The following is a 19,497-nucleotide window of genomic DNA, read 5'->3' as shown; positions in this document are numbered from 1 at the left end:
TGACCGCCAAACAATTTTTAAAACTTAATTTCAAACAGATGAAATGCGTAATAATAGATGATGAACCTTTAGCAGTTGAGTTATTAGAAGATTTTGTCAAAAAGGTCGATTCGCTGGAATTGGTCAATACTTTTAATAATGCCATTGATGCCGTTTCATTCATCAATCAAAATAATATTGATTTGATTTTTCTGGATATTCAGATGCCGCATTTTTCCGGAATAGATTTTTTAAATACAATAGAAAAAAAACCTTTAGTAATTTTTACTACTGCTTTTTCTGATTATGCCGTTGAAGGATTTAATCTTGGTGCCGTTGATTATCTGGTAAAACCAATTCCGTTTCATCGTTTTTTAAAATCGGTTGTAAGGGCACAGCAAATCAACAATACTGCATCTCCCGTTCAAGCCGTTTCAGAAAATATTTCGACTCCTGAAATTGAACAAGATTTTATGTTTGTACGAGCAGAATATGAAAATGTAAAAATGAATTTTTCAGATATTCTATTTATCGAAGGACTAAAAGATTACGTAAAAATATATACGACAGATAATAAATTTACACTTACTTTAATAAGCTTAATAAAACTCGAAAACCTGCTTTCCAGCAAAGGTTTCTCAAGAATTCACCGATCTTACATTATCAATATAAAACATGTAAAATCGATTCAAAAAAACAAAGTTTTAATCAGTGACAAACGAATTCCCATAAGTGAAAGTTATAAAAATGCTTTCTTTGAGAAAATCAATTTATAGATTATTAAATTTTAAAAATGAAAAATTCCAATAATTATTAACAATCATTGGAATTTGGAATTGTTCTATTAATTGGAATTTATCTAATTTATTCTTCGTTTTTAAACCAGCCCGAATACATTACGTAATTATTAGAAATACGTTCTATTTCACCTGCAAAATCAGATTGGTCAATATCTTTTACTTTTTTGGCAGGAACTCCGGCAAAAATAGCCCCCGAAGGAACAATGGTGTTTTGAGTTAAAACAGCTCCGGCTGCAATAATCGAATTGCTTTCTACCACACAATTATCCATTACAATTGATCCCATACCAATTAAAACATTGTCGTGAATCGTGCATCCGTGCACAATGGCATTATGTCCAATCGATACATTATTTCCTATAATTGTGGGATGTTTTTGATACGTACAGTGAATTATCGCACCATCCTGAATGTTTACCTTGTTTCCTATTTTGATAAAATGAACATCGCCGCGAACCACAGCATTAAACCAAACACTGCAAGAATCTCCAAATGAAACATCTCCAACAATTGTGGCATTTTCAGCAACATAACAATCTTCTGGAATAGAAGGTGTTTTTCCGTTTACAGATTTAATAAGCATAACAAATTTTAATTAATTGCAGGACAATTACAATCGTAACGTTCCTTTCTACAAAATAGATCAATTCCTAAAGTAATCTGGTGATAACCACCAGTATCAAATTTCACATTTCCCCCAACCTGAGAATAGGTATAGGCAAACATAAAGTTCTTGTAATTTACACCAATAATTGGAGTAAAATATTGCAGTTTTTGAGATGAAACCCCGCTTCCTGAGCTATATTGCGCCCCATCAAAACTTCTTCTATATGAGAATGCTGCCCACAAACTTCCAAAATCCATGTTCTTGTATGCTTTTAAATTCAAGTCTATAGATTTTTGTTTCGTCTGATCAAAATATTGAAACAAAATTGAGGGTTCCCAGGTAATTTTATCTCTTTTACCAAAGACATATCCGGCACTTAAAAGAAACTTTCTCAAATTATCGCTTTCATAATCTGTATACAATTCTCTTCTGGTTTCAAGAAGCCCCTGAACTGTTGCATGCGCATAAAAATCCAGAAAATTATACGATGCTCCAATATCCATATTAAAATAAGAATCTTTTTGAATCGAACCAAAAACGATTGGGTCAAAAGTACTTCCAAAATTTGTTTCGTCTAATTGATTTTGAGTCAAACCGCCGCTTATACCAAAAGAAAGCTGATTTAAATCTAGTTCGTCTCTTGAAAACATAATATGATGCGCATAAGTAAGCTTTACTCCTTTTTCTGAATGATATCCGTTTTTGTCGTTAAAAACAATAATTCCGGCCCCGGATCTCTCTCCTATTCTTCCGTTAAAACTTAAAGTTTGAAGAGCTGGCGCATCTTCCTGTCCAAACCATTGTTTCCTGGCTGTTAATCTTATTTTTGCACAATTTGCAGCTCCCGCCATCGAGGGATGAATTAAGTAATAATTATCTGATAAATAATCTGAATAAACCGGAATTCCTTCCTGCGAATAAGAAAAGAATGAAGCAATTAAAAAAACAAATAAATACTTGATTCTTAATTTCATAATGGCAAAGGAGTTTAAATATTTTTTACACTCTCATAATTTCGTACGAATTATTTGAAAAGAGTCTTAATTATTTTATTAAAAAATCAAATATAGGTATTAGTAGAAAATAACTTTAGTAAATTTGCAAAAAATTACTACCATGACAAAAATCACTATAAAAGAAACTCAAAATCCAACTATATTAAAGTTCGAATTTGAAGATTTTATTACTCAAAATCAAAACTTTGAATTTAAAAACATTGACGAAGCGCAAGCCTCTCCTTTAGCACAGCAATTGTTTTATCTTCCATTTGTAAAAACGGTTTATATTTCGGGAAATTTTATTGCTATCGAAAGATACAGTATTGTAGAATGGGATGACGTAAAAGATGCTGTTGCAGAACAAATTACAGCATTTGTAGATAAAGGCGGTGTTATTATTAAAGTCGACGAAAACAAAGCCAAAAAACAGCCTATTACTGTTTACGGAGAAACAACTCCCAATCCTTCAGCATTAAAATTTGTGGTAAGCAGAATGCTAACCAGAAATGCTGTTGAATATAAAAACATCGACCAGACTGCTTCTTCTCCATTGGCACAGGAATTATTCAAATTTCCTTATGTAAAAGAAGTATTTATCGATGAAAATTATATTTCTGTAACTAAGTATGAAATCAACGACTGGCAGGAAATCACATTAGAATTAAGAACCTTCATCAAACAATTTATTGAAAACGGAGGAACTGTTTTAGATGAAAGTTTAATTCAGACAGCAACTAAAAATGATGTTACAAAAGACGAAGCATTTGATAAATTAGATGTTACTTCTCAGCAAATCATTAATATATTAGAAGAATACGTAAAACCTGCCGTTGCAGCTGATGGCGGTAATATCGCTTTTGATTCTTATAATGAAGACGACAAAACGGTAAAAGTAATCCTGCAGGGTGCCTGCAGCGGTTGTCCTTCTTCCACTTTTACATTAAAAAGCGGTATCGAAAACATGCTGAAAAGTATGCTGAACGACGAAGCAATTAAGGTTGAAGCTGTAAATGCATAAAATTTCTGCATCATAAATAATAGAAAAAGCGCCTTTTAAAGAGGGCGCTTTTTTTATTCCCATACTCTATTAATTATCAATTAATTATTCTGGATTTCGATTGTTTTTCCGGAAAAACAATTAATATTGTAATCTAAATCAATCGACCAAAAACCATGGGATTAACTTCATTTTTTAAGAATTTCTTTGGATCAGCCAAAGAAACTGCAGACGATTTTGCCGGCAAAGCCGAAAACACTTTAGAAGAAGTAAAAGAAGCCGTTGAGCCTTTTATAGATAAGGCCGAAATTTTTGCTGAAGAAGCTATTGAAAAAATTAAAGAAGCTGCAGATTCAATAGGTGACGCAATTGAATCTCTAACTTCTGAAATTACAGATGATAATCTGGTTACAGAAAGTGTAGTTGATGTGAGCGAAAAAGCGATTACGGCAGACGATTCTGATAAGTAATCAAAACTCTTTTCAGATAAAAAATAAAATATATTTATATTTGCAAAACTAATACGCCTTCTCTATTGAGAAGGTTTTTTTATACAGAAAACATGTACATCAATCCGGAACAGTTTAGCAATTACGCAACGAAATTTATTAATATCTTAATTGATTATTCTCCAAAATTAATCTCTGCATTTCTAATTTTATTTATTGGTTTATATGCCATTAGATTAATAAACAGAGTCATCAGAAAAATAATGGTGAAGAGAAATCTTGACCCAACGTTAACAAAATTCCTTGCCGATATTTTACTTTGGGCACTTCGCATTTTATTGTTTGTAACTTTTATTTCAAAACTTGGCATCGAGACTTCGTCATTCGTAGCGATTTTGGGTGCGATGGGACTTGCAGTTGGTTTGTCATTGCAGGGTTCACTTTCAAATTTTGCCGGCGGAATGCTAATTATCGTTTTTAAACCTTTTAAAGTGGGTGATACAATCGAAGCTCAGGGCGTGATTGCAACGGTTTTAGAAATTCAGATTTTTGTAACTAAAATGCTTACCGGAAACAATCAGACGGTTTTTGTACCCAACGGCGCCTTGTCAAACGGAACGATTATTAATTACTCGATGCAGGGAGAAAGAAGAGCCGATTTAACATTCTCAATTTCTTATGATTCGGATATTAAAAAGGCAAAAGATATTCTTTTGGATGTTTTAAACAAAAACCCTAAAGTGCTTAAAACTCCGGCTCCTGAGGTTTTTGTAAAGAATTTATCTGCAAGTTCAGTTGATTTTGCAGTTCGTCCCTGGGCAAAAAATGCTAATTACGGAGCTGTTTTTTCAGAAACTTTAGAGAATTGTAAAACCGCCCTAGACGAAGCAGGAATTTCTGTTCAGCCGTTTACACTTCAAAAATAATAACGTTTATTGTTTTTTTGATGGCAGCGTCATCATAAAATCTTTTAAATAATAAGGCTCAAAATAAGCGACATCTACCGTGTCGCTTTTTTGATATTTATCATAACTGATTTTACTCATTTCTCCAGCCGAAGGATATTTGATTTCTTCTAAAAAGATAAAATTTTCTTTCGTTAAAAGCGGTTTGCATTTCTCGGCACAATCTCCAACAAAGTAAACTTTTTCATTATATTCCGAAAAAGAATCTTCTGTAATAATCTCCGCCTGAATCGCTCTTTCAACTTGTAAATCAGCATTAAAAACTTCGCTGTAAACCTCCATTCTTCTGGCATCCAGCATTGGAATAATCTTACCATCAGAAACATTGGCTTTAGAGGCTAAAGTCTGCAGTGTATCAACCGCAATTAATGGAATATTTAGAGCAAAACACAATCCTTTTGCCGCCGAAACACCAATTCGTAAACCTGTATATGAACCTGGCCCCTGGCTTACCGCAATTGCAGCTAATTCCTGAACCGAAATTCCGGATTCGGCTATAACATCTTCAATAAAAACGTGAAGTTTTTCGGCATGCGAATATCCTTCTTCAGCAATTTCTTTACAAAGAATCGTTTCTCCGTTTTTTGCAATTGATACTGAACAATTTTTGGTCGCTGTTTCGATATTGAGAATAAAAGACAAGGTGTGTAATTTTAAAATTTATTATTATGTCAGGCTGAACGCAGTTGAAACTCCTACTTCGCTCAGGCTGACTATATCTTTAAAGATATCTTATTTATTTCTTAGGCGTATCTGCTTTTTTAAGCTTTACTTTATCTCCGGAATTTAGTTCTTTAGAAACCGTAGTATAAGGTCCGGTAATTACTACATCACCAGCTTTTAATCCAGACATTACTTCAATATTGGTATCGTCCTGAATCCCGGTTTTAATAATTCTGATTTTTGCTTTATCACCAACTTTCACAAAAACGCATTCGAATTTCTTATCGCTTTTTGGGGTGGCTTTTTTCTCGTTTGGATCTTCAACTTTAAAATCTGTAACGGCTGTAGTATCTGATTTAACTACAACAGAGCTAATGGGCACGGCCAAAACATTATTTTTTGTTGTCGTAATAATATCAACTGTAGCGGTCATTCCTGGTCTAAAAGGTGAATATGCAGCTGGTTTTCCCTCTACTAAATCCTGATACGATTCTTTTAAAATACGAACTTTTACTTTAAAATTCGTAACCTGATCTGATGTTAATGTTGTACTGGCAGAATTCGAAATACTGGTTACGGTACCTTTAAATTTCTTTTTTAGATAAGCATCGACTTCAACATTGGCTTCGTCTCCAATTTTAATTTTTACGATATCATTTTCATTTACATCAACTTCAACCTCCATATTATTAAGGTTGGCTACTCTTAAAAGTTCTGTTCCGGCCATTTGCTGTGTTCCTAAAACACGCTCGCCTAACTCAACATTTAAAACTGAAATAGTACCATCTGCAGGAGCATAAATTGTCGTACGTCCTAAATTGTCTCTGGCTTCTGTTACAGACGCCGAAGCACTTTGAACATTATAATACGCATTTTGTTTTGTCGCTTTTGCAACTTCGTATGTTGAAATTGCTTTATCCCAATCTGATTTTGAAATTACGCCTTTGTCATACAAGGTTTTATTACGTTCGTAATTGGCTTTTGCTTCTTTAAAACTGGCTTCAGACTGTACTAAACCAGCCTTAGTTCCAGATAAATTGGCTACAGATCTCTCTAAACCTGAAGTATATAAATCAGGGTTTATTTTTACTAATAAATCACCTTTTTTTACAACCTGACCTTCTTTTACATTTAACGCAATAATTTCACCGGAAACCATGGATGAAAGTTTTACTTCTATTTCGGGCTGGATTTTTCCAGTTGCCGAAACCGTTTCAACAATTGTAGAAGCTGCCACTTTTGATGTTTCAACTTCTTTTCCTTCCTCTTTATTTCCTATTACTCCTTTATATGTTATTAATGCAGCAATTAGAAGCACTGCCCCGCCAACTAAGAAGTAAATTGTTTTTTTTGACATAATAAATTATTTTGTAATAATTGGAACAATTGGAATTCCAAAATAGAATTCAAGTATTTTAATTTTGAACATGTAATCGTATTTCGTTCTAATAACGTCAGACTGTGCATTGGTCAGCAAAGTTTGTGCTTGTGTAAAATCGAATGAATTCATTAAACCAACATCATACTTTTCTTTAGCGTAATTATACGCTTGTTGTCTCGCTTCTAAAGTAACAGTTGATGATTCATAGGTATTTAAAGCTCCTTTTGCATCTGTAAACGCAGTATAAACGTTACGTTGCAAATCTAAACTTTTTTGCTCTAAATCTATTTTAGATTTCTCTAAACTTACTTTGTTTCTTTCAACATTATTTCTGGCAGAGAAACCGTTAAATATTGGAACAGAAAGCTGCAAACCAAAAGACTGCCCTTTATTATCATTAAACTGATCTAATATTGGAGCTGCGTTACCCAAAACAGAAGTGCTGTTATTACGAAGCACTGCCTGATTTGTTCCTTCAACAAATCCAATTTGCGTAGTTGGATTGACTGTATTTGGGATAGATCCTGTAATTATATCAGAATAACTAGCTCTTGTATTAAAGTTATAAAACGCACTTAAAGTTGGCTGATATGCTCCTCTCGCAATAGCAACATTTTTTTCAGCAATTTCGAGGTTAGTCTGAGCTAATTTTAACTCTGTTCTGATTTCTTTTGCTTTATTGTAAATCTCAATTGGACTCTGCGCCATGATATTATTTTCGTCCTGCAAGTTTGTATTATCGATTACATCAAAATCAGCAAATTCTTTTAATTGTAAAAGCTGTGCTAAACTTAATTTAGAAATCAACAAATTATTTTCAGAAACTGTAATGTTTTGTTTATCTGTTGCAACAGTGGCTTTTAAATCAAATAAATCACCACGTGGAATGGTTCCTGCATTTACCATTTCTTCAGAACGCGCATAACGCTTTTCGTCAATAGCTAACTGCTCTTTTTTAACTTTTAAATCTTCTTTATTAGATAAAATCTGCAAAAAAGCACTGGCAACGTTCAATGAAATATCCTCCTGCATTTTCAGCAATTGATATTTTGAAGCTATGATAGAAAGATTTGCTCTGCGAAGTGTATTCTGATTTTGAAGTCCTTTATAGATATCAACTCCAACAGAAGCTCCGATAGAAGAGTATTGTGTAGTTTGATTTTCAAGTAAACCTGTTGTAATGTTCTGGTTTAAACCAATATTCCAAGAGTGTGAAGCATTTGCATTTACTGACGGAAGATAATTTCCTATAGCACCTCTTTTATCAATTGCCGCGGTTTTTAAATCTAACTCGGTTAATTTAATCGTTATATTATTCTCCAATGCGTATCTCACACATTCCTCCAAAGTCCATTGTTTTGATTGTGCATGACCGGTTACTCCAAAACCGAACAAGATGGCAAAAACAAAACTATTATATTTATTTATTTTCATATATTTTGAATGAAAGCGCAGTAAACCAACTACGCAAATTTAACATTTTTTAAAACCAAAAAACTCTTTATACTATCAGATTATTTTTTCTCTTTTTCATCGATCAAACCTTGATTCCAGATTTTAATTTTATCTGTATTTTTGATCCCGCTTTTAACCTGAACGTAAATTCCGTCGCTTACACCTAAAACTAAGTCTCTTCTTTCAAATTTCTGAGGAGCTGTTTCAACTTCTACATAAGGTTTTTGAGTTTTTTTGTCGAACTGCACTAATGATTCTTTGATAGCCATAACTTTATCCGCTTTTTCAAGGATAATAGAAGCATTTGCACTTAAACCTGCTCTAATAAATGTTTCATCTCTATTTTCTAATCTGGCTTTTATTTCAAACTGGATTGCTCCGTTTTCTACAACACCTTTTGGTGCGATATCAGTTAAAACGGCTTCAAATTTTTTATTTTCGATAGCTCCAACTGTAATTTCAATTGGCATTTTTTCTTTGATTTTACCCACTTCCGATTCGTCAATTTTTCCAATAAAAATCATTCTTCCCACATCGGCAACACTTGCAATTGTAGTTCCTTCATTAAAGTTATTACTTTCGATAACCTGATTTCCTACTTTTACCGGAACTGCTAAAACCATTCCGTTTACCGTAGAACGAATTAAGGTATTTGCATAATTTCCTAATGAAGATGTAGTTCCTGTTTTTACAATATCTAAACTCTGCTTTGCTGATGCGTAGTTTTGTTTTGCTTGTTTGTAAGCCAATTGAGCGGCATCAAAATCGTTGGCAGAAATTACATCTTTATCAAAAAGTGTTTTTTGTCTTTGATAAATTTTTTCCTGGTTATCTAAAGCAATTTTTGCAGTCTGTACCTGATTTTGAGTACTGCTTACATTAGATACATTTGCCACAACTCTAATTTTGGCAATCATATCTCCTGCTTTGATTTTCTCTCCGGCTTTAATATAAACTTGTTCAATAATACCTGAAATGTTCGGTTTGATTAAGACTTCTTCATCAGGCTGAATGTTACCAGTAGCAATTGTATTTTTTACTATTGTTTTAATTTCTGCTTTCTCCGTTTTAAAAATAACTGGTGATTCCTGATTCTTCGCGTACAAATAGTAAAGTGCACCAAAGAACACTACAGCAATTAAGATTAAAATGGTTACGGTTACTCCTTTTTTCATTTTGTTTTCGGTTTAATCGATTATTTTTTTTTGATTGATAATTTTATTCTGTTCGCAAAGCATCTACCGGCTTTACATTAATTGCGGTCTGCGCCGGAATAAATCCTGCCAGCAAACCAGATCCTACTAATATTATTAAGGCAACAAATACAACTCCCAAATCAACGCTTGGATTGGCAAACATAGTGTCATTTCCGGGCGGCATCGAATCTAAGGCCATATTTAAAAGCGCAATGATTCCGGTTGCCACCGCAATACCAAGCATTCCCGAAATTATGGTTAGAAATATAGATTCTGATAATATCTGCCCGCGAATTGCTCCCGGAGTAGCTCCTAAAGCACGTCGAATTCCAATTTCCTTGGTACGTTCTTTCACTACAATCAGCATAATATTTGAAATTCCAATTACACCGGAAATCAAAACCATTGTTCCAACAAAATAAGCAATGATTTTTAGAATATTAAACAGACTCTGCACTTTATTAAACTGCTCATACAAGTCAAAATTCCCAACTGCTCGTTCATCAGTAGGGTTTACAGAATGCAGGGCTTTTATAATTTCTAAAATTTTTGGTTTTAATTCCGTAATCGAAGTTTCGTCTTTTGCAGTAAGTGCCATCCATCCTACTTTGTCTCCATAATTAAACGCCTGCTGAAAAGTGGTAAACGGAATAAAAATGTTTTTTTGTTCCTGTTCCGCATTACCTCCCTGCTGTTTGGATTTATAAACGCCGACAACCATAAAATTTATTCCGTTGATTTTAATATAAGTACCAACAGCTTCTTCTTCTTTTCCATAAAGTTCACTGATAACACCTTTACCAATCACTGCGATTTTTCTCTTCTCCTGAATATCCTGCTGGTTCACAAATCTTCCTTTTATAATATCCATCGGCTGTTGTTTAATAAGCTCCGGATAATCTCCATAAATAGTAAATGCAGAAGTTTTCGTCCCTCGAACCACGTTATTCGTTCCGTTAAAATCTCCTAATTGGTTTCTTGGTGAAACATATAATAAATCAGGCAATGCTGCTTTTAAAGCCGTAACATCACTGTTTCTAAAATCGTAACGACGTATTTTTGGCAGTCCTTTATATGCTTTTGAGGTTGTCTGACTCCACATAAACATAGTATTTGTGGCGATTCCGTCAAATCCTTTTTTGATACCATTTTCTAAACCATTACCTGCCGCAAGCAGAATTACCAAAATAAAAATCCCCCAAAAAACACCAAAAGCCGTCAGAATTGTTCTGAATGGGTTAGCCGTTAAGGCCTGTAAAATTTCGTCCCAATTATCTTTTTTAAACATAATTATTCGTCTCTAAGTGCTACAATAGGTTTAATTTTGGCTGCCCTATATGCTGGAAAAAATCCAGCAACAGCACCTGCAAATACAAGTAAAAATAATGTTGTTAAGGCAACACTAAAATCAACTTCGGGGTTTCTAAAATATTCACTCTGAACCATAGGCCCAACAAATTCTAACAACAATAAACTTGCTAAAAGCCCTACAAAACCGGCAATTGTAGTGATGAAGATAGATTCGTGAAGTATCATAGTAATAATCGAAAATGGCGAAGCTCCTAAAGCTTTACGTATCCCAATTTCTTTTGTTCTTTCTTTTACAATAATCAACATAATATTACTAACTCCAACCACTCCGGCAATAATCGTACAAATACCAACCCACCAGAAAAACAATCTGATGTAAAGATTTAAATCATAAAACTGCTTTGCATCTTTAACCGAGTTATAAACCCCAACTCCCCCGTCATCTTCGGGAGCAACCATATTTTTACTTTTCAATAAATCTTTTAAATCCTGAGTAAATTTTTCAGATTGCGCCAGAGCTTCGTCATAATCGTTTGTCTTTTTTAAAGTAAAAAACAAATTGCTGATTTTATCTCCGCCTCCAAAAGTTCTCTGCACGGTAGTCAAAGGCAGGTAAGCTCTGGTTTCTTCTCGTTCTCCTCCCGGATCTGTAAAAATCCCGATTACCTTAAAATTGATTTTGTTTATTGCAATTTCTTCTCCTATCGCTTCCTTATCCTTAAATAAATCCGTCTTTAATTTCATTCCAATAACAGCGACTTTTTCATTATTCTGTAAATCTTTACTGTTTACATATCGTCCCTGAACTATCGTTAGGTTTTCGATTCCTCCATAATCAGGATTCACTCCTCTATACTGGTAATTTCCGGATTCTTTTCCATACGAAAAAGGTGCTCCCCAATAATTCTGTGTTGAAGCTCTCAAATCTAATTTGTCTTCGAATTTTTGAACCGATTGATTATAATCACTATTTCGAAACTGAACCTGTCTTCCCGGATTTAATCCTTTGTACTCTTTTGTAGTTGTACCAGACCAAACTTCAATAATTCCAGCGGCATCGCGTTCGAATTGTTTTTCAATACCATTTTGAAGGCCTTTCCCTGCTCCAAGCAAAATCACCAAAATGAAAATCCCTGAGGCTACCGAAACTCCCGTTAAAAAAGTTCTAAGCCGGTTTTTTGAAATTGCCTCAAATATTTCCTGCCAACGCTCAATATTAAACATAAGATGAAGCTCTAACTTGTTCTACCAATTTATCGTCGATAATTAATCCGTCTTTCAGGACCACATTTCTTTTGCACATTGCAGCAATATCAGGTTCGTGTGTAACAATTAAAATTGTTTTTCCTTCATCGTTAATTCCCTGAATAAGTTCCATTACTTCATAAGAAGTTTTAGTATCCAAAGCTCCTGTCGGCTCATCAGCAAGCAAAACTTTTGGGTTCGATGCCAATGCCCTTGCAATCGCCACACGTTGTTTCTGTCCGCCCGAAAGTTCGTTAGGCAAATGGTGAGAATGCGAGCCTAAACCTACTTTTTCAAGATATTTCATCGCGATATCATAACGTTCTTTTCTCTTTACTCCCTGATAATATAAGGGCATCGCAACATTATCCAGCGCGGATTTGTAATTAATCAAATTGAAAGACTGAAAAACAAAACCTAAAAATTTGTTACGGTATTTTGAAGCTAGAGTTTCGTTTAGTTTTCTAATTGGTGTTTTATCTAAAATATAACTACCAGAATCAGCTTCATCAAGAATTCCTAAAATATTAAGCAAAGTCGATTTTCCAGATCCTGAAGACCCCATAATCGCCACTAACTCACCTTCTGCAATATTAAAATTAATCCCTTTCAACACATGCAACTCCGAACTCCCCATTTTATAGGATTTGTGTAAATCTTTGATTTCGATCATGGTATTGTTAAATTTTTAAAACAATAATAATATTTTTTATAAGTAAATTATGATAACAAAACGTTAATAATTTCACCATACTATTTAAATAAGACGGCAATAGTTATCAAATGTTACACTTTGTCAGAATAATTTAATTGTTTTCTTAATTTTGCTTCACTTAAAAAAATCATTAATTATGAAGTTTTTTTCAAAAATATCAGTGTTTGCAGTAACTGCCGTATTTTTTAGCTGCTCAACAACTCAAAAATTAGAAACACTGAAGCCAGAGCCGGATGACGCAAGTCCGTTAATTTATGATGCAACGCCGTCATTCATCAATCTGCCAATTACAGTTAAATTAACTGACATAGAAAGTCAGACCAATGCCCTCTTAAATGGATTGATTTATGAAGACAACAACATCGATGATGACGACATTGAAATGAAAATCTGGAAGCAGGCGCCAATTAAAATTCAAAATGATCCTGCGAATCCTGATAAAAAAATAAAAACGATTCTTCCTTTAAAAGTCAATATTAAGTACCGCATTGGAACAAAAAAACTTGGTGTAGAACTTTATGATACGCGAGAGTTTAATTTAAACGGTGTGATTACTTTATCCAGCGATGTCGCTTTAACAAACTGGAAATTAAACACTAAAACCGAATTCAAATCTTTAGACTGGAACGAAAGCCCGACGATGACTGTTTTTGGAAAAAATATGCCGATTACTTATCTAATAAACCCGGCTATTACTATTTTTAAATCTAAACTGGAACGTAAGATTGACGAAGCAATTGAGAAATCAATAGATTTTAAGCCAAATGTCTTATCGGCTTTAGAAAAAATTTGTACACCGTTTCAAATGAGCGATACGTATGAAAGCTGGTTAAGAATTGTTCCGGTTGAAATTTATTCTACCAATGCCAAACTCAAAAAAGATTCGTTTCTACTAGAAATGGGAATGAAATGCAATATGGAAACCATTGTAGGCAAACAACCGGAATCTAAGTTTAATGAAAATAAAATTGTCTTAAAACCAGTTACCAAAATCCCAAATCAGATTTCGGCCAATATTGCAGCGATTTCCAGTTATGTTGATGCATCAAAAATTATGACGAAGAATTTTGCCGGACAGGAATTTGGCTCGGGAAGCAAAAAAGTAACCGTGAAAAACGTTTCAATTTGGCATAAAAACGGCAAAATGGTAATTGCGCTTGATGTTTTAGGCTCTATAAACGGAACACTTTACTTAAATGGAACACCGCAATACAATGCACAGACTAAAGAAATTTATTTTGACAAGCTCGATTATGTTCTTGATACCAAAAGCAAATTAATGCGAACTGCAAACTGGCTGGCACAAGGTTATGTTTTAAGAAAAATGGAAGAAAGCTGCCGTTATTCAATACAGCCAAATTTAGAAGAAGGAAAAAAAACCATGGCTGCATATCTTAAAAACTATTCGCCAATGCCGGGAGTTTTTGTAAATGGCAAAATGGAAGATATTCAATTTGACAAAATTCAATTGACCAACCAGGCTATAATCGCTTTTATAAAAATAAACGGAACTGTAAATGTTTCTGTAAACGGATTAAAATAAAAAAAAGGCAGAATAATTATTCTGCCTTTTTCTTTTTAGATCGGTACATCTTATAAATAAGAAAACCAATTATTGCTACAAGCAAATACGGTATTATCATCAAAAAAACGATTCCGTCATTTACAGCTTCTGCCTTTTTTATGTTCGAATCTCCTGCAAGCGCCGCACGGCACATTGCACATTGAGCATTCGCTGAAATCCCAAGCAGGAAAATACAAATTCCAAAAAACATTTTTTTTAATGCAGATTTTGGAGTCTGAAAGTTTGATATTTTATTTTTAGTATACATAATAAGGAGAAATCATTAAATAAACTACAACACCTGTAACCGCCACATATAACCAAAGCGGAAAAGTAATTTTAGCTATTTTTTTATGTCTGTCAAATCTTTGTGCAAGGGCTCTTACATAAGTAATTAATACTAAAGGAATAATAGCAATCGACAATAAGATATGCGTTAGCAGAATAAAGAAATATACATAACGTATAACCCCTTCACCACCAAATTTAGTAGAATCCGAAGTCATGTGATAAGCTACATACATCACTAAAAATGCAATAGACAATGCAATGGCAAAGGTCATTAAGCGTTCGTGCAATTTTAATTTTCCGTTTTTAACAGCAATTACAGCCCAAACCAAAACAACAGCCGTAATACCATTTGTTGTGGCATAAATTGGAGGCAAAAATGAAAGCGGCTCAACATTGATTCCGAAATCTTTTAATTTAACTCCAAAAAGAATTGCTACAACAACCGGTATAATGATTGAAACAGCAACGATAAATTTATTGTACTTTTTTTCTAATGAATGATCTTCCATTTTATTCTTCTAATAATATTTTAATGTCTTGTTGAATATCTCTAACACCTTTTTTATCTAAACCGTCATAGTAGATGTTTGGGTTTCCAAATTCATCTTTTCTACAACGAATGTTTCCGTCTTTATCAATTAAAGCAAATAATCCGGAATGCTCAAAACCACCGCTTACTTTTGAATTTTCGCCAGCATAAAGGTTAAATCCTTTGTTAGATAAATCCATAATAGTTGCTTTGTCTCCTGTTAGAAAATTCCATGTAGACGATTTTACTCCCAGTAATTTTGCATGGTCTTTTAAAACCTGAGGCGTATCATGTCCTGGATCGATTGTAATGGAAACAATTCCAAAGTTTGGATTTCCAAAAAAAGTTTTTTCGATTTCCAGCATGCTCATATTCATCTTTGGACAAATTGAAGGACAAGTTGTAAAGAAAAATTCCAATACATACACTTTTCCTTTATAGGTCTCGTTAGATATTTTAACATTATCCTGATTTGTCAACTCAAATTTTGGAGCTGGCCCTATCGTTAATAATTTTGCGTCTTTAGAATTTTTAAGCCCTACGTTATCTAAACGATTTCCTTTTACAACTTCATCATTTTTTATTCTATTAACAATTTTTGGCACGGCATAGATTCCGAAAATCAAAATAACAAACGAAATCCCGATGTAAGATTTATTTTTGAACATTATAAGTAAGTTTAAAGTTGTTTTGTGGCATTATGGTTCTTTTTAAGAGCGGCACGATATTCATACAAAATGATTTTAAAATCGTCCAGCATTTCATTGCTCAATTCTGATGGATGAAAAGTATCGTATCCTTCTTTGTATTCGTCTTTCTTATCTTTGTCTCCTCCTTTTCGCCCTCGTAGGTTTCTTTCTTTATCTACAATAAAAACATTTGAAGTCCCCAGCTTATCATCCAGCTTTCCTTTTAAATGAAGCTGTTTGTAAAATGCCTGTATTTCATCAGGCGAAGCAAAAACAAAATTCCAGCCCGACACATCCGTAAAAGGCTTAAGTGCATCAACCAGTTTTTGAGCTTCATTTTCTGTTCCAAGCGGACATACCACCACAAACTGAAGATCTTCGAAACCGTGATAGCGTTTGTAGATTTTTTCGTTAAGATTAAAATAGTTTCCTCTGTTGCTTAAAATATCAGAACCGGAAAAACCTAAAACGGTAATTTTTTTATCTAGAGAAACTTTTTTGCCGTCGAGAGATTTCCAATTTCCAAAGTCGGCAATTTTGGGAGTTATTATGGGAAGTTTTGTAAAACTATTTACACCTGAAGCAAAAAACAAATAGGCTACAATTGGCAAAACAAAAAGCACAAAAAGAACTATATTTTTTTTCATTGTATTAACGGAAGTTATTGAGGTACAAAAATAAAAAAAGCTCCGTTAAACGGAGCTTCTTTTCGAATTAATATCATGTTAAAAATTCCATTTAATAGTAGAATCTTTAAAAACCCCATAAATATAATGTCCTTCTGTTAACAGAATAAACAATAAATATAAAACTAGGAAGATAACTGGCGATACAACAGACCATCTAAGGCTGCTTTTTTCACCTTCCATGTGCATAAATGCCCATACTATATAATATGCTTTGAAAATTGTTAAGATATAGAATATCCAGTTTAATAGATTCAAACCAATAAAATGATTAAATTCTAATGATGCTGGTTTTAAGATACCAAGGATAACTTCTACTGTAGTTACTAATGATAATAATCCGAAAACAAACCAGATTCTTTTTGTATTTGATACGTGCTCGTGTGACATAATAATTAAAATCTAAAATTAAACTAAGTAGAAAACTGTAAATACAAATACCCAAACTAAATCTACAAAGTGCCAGTATAAACCAACTTTCTCTACCATTTCGTAGCTTCTTCTTTTCTCGTAAGTTCCTAATAACACATTAAAGAAAATAATGATGTTAATAATAACCCCAGAAAATACGTGGAATCCGTGGAATCCTGTAATGAAGAAGAAGAAATCAGCAAATAATTTATTACCGTACTCATTTCTGATTAAGTTTGCACCTTCTACTACATATTTTGCTTCACTCAAACGAGCTGCAGATTCTTCTCTTGATAAAACTGTTTTCTTTTTATCTTTAGTAAGCGTTTCTGTTCTTACTAATAACTCTGGATGAGCTTTAAAACCAGCCTGAATTTCTGCTACAGAATACGTTGGCAATGATTGTGCATCTTCCATGAACCAAGTAGTTTTGCTTCTTGTTAAAGCTTCTCTTTGTTCTGGTAATTTTACTGCAAAATCAGCAAGAGCAACTCTTGTTCCGTCTGCTTTAACGAACTGCAATAAACTTCCTCCGTGAGTTTCAACTGCACCATATTCTCCTTTAATGAAGTTTTTCCACTCCCAAGCTTGTGAGCCCACGAAGATCAAACCTCCAATAATAGTTAAGAACATATAAACAGCCACTTTTGTTTTCTTTAATTGGTGACCCGCATCAACAGCCAAAACCATTGTTACAGATGAGAAAATCAAGATAAAAGTCATTAAGGCTACATAATACATAGGAGCCGAAACGCCATGCATAAAAGGAAAGTGAGTAAACACTTCATCAGCCAATGGCCAAGTTTCAATAAATTTAAATCTAGAAAAACCATAAGCCCCTAAGAATCCTGAAAATGTTAAGGCATCTGATACGATAAAAAACCACATCATCATTTTACCATAACTTGATCCTAACGGCTGGATTTCATGACCGCCTCCCCAAGTTTTTTCGTCGTTATTTGCAGTAGTAACTGTCGCTTCCATAAAAGATATTCGTTAAAAAGTTCCCAAATTTACGTTTTTTTCTTATTTAAAGAAATATAAAAATAAAAATAATAATACCCATAATAAATCCAAAAAGTGCCAATACATCGCACCTAGTTCTATTCCAAGAGTTTGAGTCGGATTGTATTTTTGTTTAAAATGATTATAAATTATAATTAAAAGTGAAATTAGCCCGCCTGCTAAGTGCAATAAGTGCATAAGTGCGATTACATACAGAAAAGTTGTAGTAATTGAACTACCTTGTCCTGTCAAATAATAACCACTTTCTATAATTTGTCCGAAACCTGCAAACTGCAAAATCACAAACAAAACACCCAAAGCCAATGTTCCTAAAAGAAACGCGGTAGTTGCAGCCCTATTGCCTTTTTCAATCGCTTTTTTGGCAAGAAAAAAAGTAACACTGCACCCAATAATAACTGCTGTACTAAAATAAAAGGCAATTGGTATCTGAAAATTCTCCAACCAATCAGCTCTTGATTTACTTACTACAAATGCACTTGTAAGTCCAGCAAACATCATGGTCATACTTACCATGGCGAACAACAAAATCAGCTTTGCCGACTTTGATTTCTTTACCTGCTCTTCACTTGTTGTTAATGTCATTTCCATAACTATCTTAAAAATTTATCTACTATAAATACAATCTGCAGCAGCGAAATGTACGATACACTCACCAGCATTAATGTCCTTGCTGCTTTTGATGTTCGCAATTGATACAAACGAACTGCGTAAAACAACATCCACAGACCTAATAAAAACACTAAAACCGCAGCGATTGGCGAAATAAACAACTGCCCAGTATAGCCCAAAACCGGCAATAATGAAGCTATTATAAGCCAAATCGTATACAAAATAACCTGCAAAGCTGTCTTTCTATCTTTATTTCCTGTTGGAAGCATAAAAATACCTGCTTTAGCATAATCATCATATAAAAACCATCCTATCGACCAAAAATGAGGAAACTGCCAGAAAAACTGAATTAAAAAAAGAGTTCCGGCTTCGATACCAAATTCTCCTGTTGCTGCAACCCAGCCTAACATAAAAGGAATTGCTCCAGGGAACGCACCAACAAAAACCGACAATGAAGTTACGGTTTTTAAAGGAGTATATACACTTGTATATAAAAATATTGAAATTGCAGCAAACATTGCCGACTTAGCATTTATAGTATACAGCAATGCAATACCTATAATAGTAAGGAGACTTGCTACGATTAAGGCCGTTACCGGAGACATGCGCCCTGAAGGAACCGGACGATTTTTTGTTCGATCCATTAAAGAATCGATATCTTTTTCTATTACCTGATTAAAAGCATTTGAAGCCCCAACCATGCAATAGCCGCCAATTGCCAAAATGACCAAAACACTCCATTTAAACGGATGTTCTTCATTAACTCCTAATAAGTATCCTGCTATTGAAGAGAACAAAACACTAATAGCCAAACCGGCCTTAGTAATCTCTTTGAAATCCAGAAATATTGATTTAATTGAAAATGTATTTTTAGCAGCGTTCAATACCGTAGTCTTTGTATATTTTTTTTGAGTGCTGCAAATGTACAAAT

Annotated in this window: 22 protein-coding genes; 5 read left to right on the top strand and 17 right to left on the bottom strand. The window is 33.8% G+C overall.

Annotated features, from left to right (window positions below; translation table 11 throughout):
- Positions 1-38: 38 nt before the first annotated feature.
- Positions 39-755 carry a LytR/AlgR family response regulator transcription factor gene (locus tag BKM63_RS09405; protein ID WP_071636731.1) on the top strand — a complete coding sequence of 239 codons (717 nt, stop codon included), beginning with the start codon at positions 39-41 and terminating at the stop codon, positions 753-755.
- Between the two features lie 88 nt (positions 756-843).
- Here the strand turns inward: BKM63_RS09405 and BKM63_RS09400 are convergent, their stop codons facing one another.
- Complete coding sequence (locus BKM63_RS09400; RefSeq protein ID WP_071636362.1) at positions 844-1,362, bottom strand: gamma carbonic anhydrase family protein; 519 nt, start codon at positions 1,360-1,362, stop codon at positions 844-846.
- Positions 1,363-1,370: 8 nt separating this feature from the next.
- Positions 1,371-2,360 carry a PorP/SprF family type IX secretion system membrane protein gene (locus tag BKM63_RS09395; RefSeq protein WP_071636361.1) on the bottom strand — a complete coding sequence of 330 codons (990 nt, stop codon included), beginning with the start codon at positions 2,358-2,360 and terminating at the stop codon, positions 1,371-1,373.
- Positions 2,361-2,502: 142 nt separating this feature from the next.
- Here BKM63_RS09395 and BKM63_RS09390 point away from each other — a divergent pair, with 142 nt between their 5' ends.
- The 3 genes from BKM63_RS09390 to BKM63_RS09380 all read left to right on the top strand — a co-directional run bounded on the left by BKM63_RS09390 (position 2,503) and on the right by BKM63_RS09380 (position 4,756).
- On the top strand, positions 2,503-3,402 hold the full coding sequence (locus BKM63_RS09390) for a NifU family protein (RefSeq protein WP_071636360.1): 900 nt from the start codon (positions 2,503-2,505) through the stop codon (positions 3,400-3,402).
- Between the two features lie 155 nt (positions 3,403-3,557).
- The gene (locus tag BKM63_RS09385; RefSeq protein ID WP_071636359.1) at positions 3,558-3,851 is read left to right on the top strand and encodes a hypothetical protein; all 294 of its coding nucleotides are present in this window, start codon (positions 3,558-3,560) and stop codon (positions 3,849-3,851) included.
- A gap of 92 nt (positions 3,852-3,943) precedes the next feature.
- Complete coding sequence (locus tag BKM63_RS09380; protein ID WP_071636358.1) at positions 3,944-4,756, top strand: mechanosensitive ion channel family protein; 813 nt, start codon at positions 3,944-3,946, stop codon at positions 4,754-4,756.
- 6 nt (positions 4,757-4,762) lie between these two features.
- On the opposite strand, the gene tsaB is transcribed toward BKM63_RS09380, so the two are convergent.
- The 7 genes from tsaB to BKM63_RS09345 all read right to left on the bottom strand — a co-directional run bounded on the left by tsaB (position 4,763) and on the right by BKM63_RS09345 (position 12,719).
- The gene (gene tsaB / locus BKM63_RS09375) at positions 4,763-5,437 is read right to left on the bottom strand and encodes a tRNA (adenosine(37)-N6)-threonylcarbamoyltransferase complex dimerization subunit type 1 TsaB (RefSeq protein WP_071636357.1); all 675 of its coding nucleotides are present in this window, start codon (positions 5,435-5,437) and stop codon (positions 4,763-4,765) included.
- Between the two features lie 94 nt (positions 5,438-5,531).
- Positions 5,532-6,815, bottom strand: a complete 1,284-nt coding sequence (locus tag BKM63_RS09370) for an efflux RND transporter periplasmic adaptor subunit (RefSeq protein ID WP_071636356.1) — start codon at positions 6,813-6,815, stop codon at positions 5,532-5,534.
- 6 nt (positions 6,816-6,821) lie between these two features.
- A complete protein-coding gene (locus tag BKM63_RS09365; protein WP_071636355.1) occupies positions 6,822-8,273 on the bottom strand; it encodes a TolC family protein in 1,452 nt (483 codons plus the stop codon).
- Positions 8,274-8,353: 80 nt separating this feature from the next.
- Complete coding sequence (locus BKM63_RS09360; RefSeq protein WP_071636354.1) at positions 8,354-9,469, bottom strand: efflux RND transporter periplasmic adaptor subunit; 1,116 nt, start codon at positions 9,467-9,469, stop codon at positions 8,354-8,356.
- Positions 9,470-9,512: 43 nt separating this feature from the next.
- The gene (locus tag BKM63_RS09355) at positions 9,513-10,778 is read right to left on the bottom strand and encodes an ABC transporter permease (RefSeq protein WP_071636353.1); all 1,266 of its coding nucleotides are present in this window, start codon (positions 10,776-10,778) and stop codon (positions 9,513-9,515) included.
- 2 nt (positions 10,779-10,780) lie between these two features.
- On the bottom strand, positions 10,781-12,025 hold the full coding sequence (locus BKM63_RS09350) for an ABC transporter permease (protein WP_071636352.1): 1,245 nt from the start codon (positions 12,023-12,025) through the stop codon (positions 10,781-10,783).
- Positions 12,018-12,719, bottom strand: coding sequence for an ABC transporter ATP-binding protein (locus BKM63_RS09345; protein WP_071636351.1), 702 nt, complete (start codon positions 12,717-12,719; stop codon positions 12,018-12,020). Before BKM63_RS09345 ends, BKM63_RS09350 begins: the two co-directional genes overlap by 8 nt.
- 178 nt (positions 12,720-12,897) lie before the next feature.
- Between BKM63_RS09345 and BKM63_RS09340 the strand changes: the two genes are divergently transcribed.
- On the top strand, positions 12,898-14,304 hold the full coding sequence (locus BKM63_RS09340; protein ID WP_071636350.1) for a DUF4403 family protein: 1,407 nt from the start codon (positions 12,898-12,900) through the stop codon (positions 14,302-14,304).
- A gap of 16 nt (positions 14,305-14,320) precedes the next feature.
- Here BKM63_RS09340 and BKM63_RS09335 read toward each other — a convergent pair whose 3' ends face one another.
- From BKM63_RS09335 to cyoE, 8 genes are all read right to left on the bottom strand, one after another.
- Positions 14,321-14,536 carry a hypothetical protein gene (locus BKM63_RS09335; protein WP_242661125.1) on the bottom strand — a complete coding sequence of 72 codons (216 nt, stop codon included), beginning with the start codon at positions 14,534-14,536 and terminating at the stop codon, positions 14,321-14,323.
- A gap of 46 nt (positions 14,537-14,582) precedes the next feature.
- Positions 14,583-15,125: a DUF420 domain-containing protein gene (locus BKM63_RS09330; RefSeq protein ID WP_071636348.1), complete on the bottom strand. Its 543-nt coding sequence runs from the start codon at positions 15,123-15,125 to the stop codon at positions 14,583-14,585.
- Between the two features lies 1 nt (position 15,126).
- Complete coding sequence (locus BKM63_RS09325; protein WP_071636347.1) at positions 15,127-15,813, bottom strand: SCO family protein; 687 nt, start codon at positions 15,811-15,813, stop codon at positions 15,127-15,129.
- An 11-nt stretch (positions 15,814-15,824) separates the two neighbouring features.
- On the bottom strand, positions 15,825-16,481 hold the full coding sequence (locus tag BKM63_RS09320; RefSeq protein ID WP_071636346.1) for a hypothetical protein: 657 nt from the start codon (positions 16,479-16,481) through the stop codon (positions 15,825-15,827).
- Between the two features lie 78 nt (positions 16,482-16,559).
- The gene (locus BKM63_RS09315) at positions 16,560-16,910 is read right to left on the bottom strand and encodes a cytochrome C oxidase subunit IV family protein (RefSeq protein ID WP_071636345.1); all 351 of its coding nucleotides are present in this window, start codon (positions 16,908-16,910) and stop codon (positions 16,560-16,562) included.
- 18 nt (positions 16,911-16,928) lie between these two features.
- Positions 16,929-17,915 carry a cytochrome c oxidase subunit 3 gene (locus BKM63_RS09310; protein WP_071636344.1) on the bottom strand — a complete coding sequence of 329 codons (987 nt, stop codon included), beginning with the start codon at positions 17,913-17,915 and terminating at the stop codon, positions 16,929-16,931.
- A 42-nt stretch (positions 17,916-17,957) separates the two neighbouring features.
- Entirely contained in the window at positions 17,958-18,545 is a 588-nt protein-coding gene (locus BKM63_RS09305) for a cytochrome c oxidase subunit 3 (RefSeq protein ID WP_071636343.1), read from the bottom strand.
- A gap of 2 nt (positions 18,546-18,547) precedes the next feature.
- Entirely contained in the window at positions 18,548-19,450 is a 903-nt protein-coding gene (gene cyoE / locus BKM63_RS09300) for a heme o synthase (protein WP_071636342.1), read from the bottom strand.
- Positions 19,451-19,497: the final 47 nt, after the last annotated feature.

It is taken from the genome of Flavobacterium johnsoniae, assembly GCF_001879205.1.
Classification (GTDB): Bacteria; Bacteroidota; Bacteroidia; order Flavobacteriales; family Flavobacteriaceae; genus Flavobacterium; species Flavobacterium johnsoniae_A.
Note: the sequence above shows the minus strand (reverse complement) of the source record. Positions and strands in the feature narration are given on the sequence as shown.

What these genes read in the sequence shown, in the direction of transcription:
- BKM63_RS09405 (WP_071636731.1), top strand. Translation starts at nt 39, where the DNA reads ATGAAATGCGTAATAATAGATGATGAACCTTTAGCAGTTGAGTTATTA.
- BKM63_RS09400 (WP_071636362.1), bottom strand. Translation starts at nt 1,362, where the DNA reads ATGCTTATTAAATCTGTAAACGGAAAAACACCTTCTATTCCAGAAGAT.
- BKM63_RS09395 (WP_071636361.1), bottom strand. Translation starts at nt 2,360, where the DNA reads ATGAAATTAAGAATCAAGTATTTATTTGTTTTTTTAATTGCTTCATTC.
- BKM63_RS09390 (WP_071636360.1), top strand. Translation starts at nt 2,503, where the DNA reads ATGACAAAAATCACTATAAAAGAAACTCAAAATCCAACTATATTAAAG.
- BKM63_RS09385 (WP_071636359.1), top strand. Translation starts at nt 3,558, where the DNA reads ATGGGATTAACTTCATTTTTTAAGAATTTCTTTGGATCAGCCAAAGAA.
- BKM63_RS09380 (WP_071636358.1), top strand. Translation starts at nt 3,944, where the DNA reads ATGTACATCAATCCGGAACAGTTTAGCAATTACGCAACGAAATTTATT.
- BKM63_RS09370 (WP_071636356.1), bottom strand. Translation starts at nt 6,815, where the DNA reads ATGTCAAAAAAAACAATTTACTTCTTAGTTGGCGGGGCAGTGCTTCTA.
- BKM63_RS09365 (WP_071636355.1), bottom strand. Translation starts at nt 8,273, where the DNA reads ATGAAAATAAATAAATATAATAGTTTTGTTTTTGCCATCTTGTTCGGT.
- BKM63_RS09360 (WP_071636354.1), bottom strand. Translation starts at nt 9,469, where the DNA reads ATGAAAAAAGGAGTAACCGTAACCATTTTAATCTTAATTGCTGTAGTG.
- BKM63_RS09355 (WP_071636353.1), bottom strand. Translation starts at nt 10,778, where the DNA reads ATGTTTAAAAAAGATAATTGGGACGAAATTTTACAGGCCTTAACGGCT.
- BKM63_RS09350 (WP_071636352.1), bottom strand. Translation starts at nt 12,025, where the DNA reads ATGTTTAATATTGAGCGTTGGCAGGAAATATTTGAGGCAATTTCAAAA.
- BKM63_RS09345 (WP_071636351.1), bottom strand. Translation starts at nt 12,719, where the DNA reads ATGATCGAAATCAAAGATTTACACAAATCCTATAAAATGGGGAGTTCG.
- BKM63_RS09340 (WP_071636350.1), top strand. Translation starts at nt 12,898, where the DNA reads ATGAAGTTTTTTTCAAAAATATCAGTGTTTGCAGTAACTGCCGTATTT.
- BKM63_RS09335 (WP_242661125.1), bottom strand. Translation starts at nt 14,536, where the DNA reads ATGTTTTTTGGAATTTGTATTTTCCTGCTTGGGATTTCAGCGAATGCT.
- BKM63_RS09330 (WP_071636348.1), bottom strand. Translation starts at nt 15,125, where the DNA reads ATGGAAGATCATTCATTAGAAAAAAAGTACAATAAATTTATCGTTGCT.
- BKM63_RS09325 (WP_071636347.1), bottom strand. Translation starts at nt 15,813, where the DNA reads ATGTTCAAAAATAAATCTTACATCGGGATTTCGTTTGTTATTTTGATT.
- BKM63_RS09320 (WP_071636346.1), bottom strand. Translation starts at nt 16,481, where the DNA reads ATGAAAAAAAATATAGTTCTTTTTGTGCTTTTTGTTTTGCCAATTGTA.
- BKM63_RS09315 (WP_071636345.1), bottom strand. Translation starts at nt 16,910, where the DNA reads ATGTCACACGAGCACGTATCAAATACAAAAAGAATCTGGTTTGTTTTC.
- BKM63_RS09310 (WP_071636344.1), bottom strand. Translation starts at nt 17,915, where the DNA reads ATGGAAGCGACAGTTACTACTGCAAATAACGACGAAAAAACTTGGGGA.
- BKM63_RS09305 (WP_071636343.1), bottom strand. Translation starts at nt 18,545, where the DNA reads ATGGAAATGACATTAACAACAAGTGAAGAGCAGGTAAAGAAATCAAAG.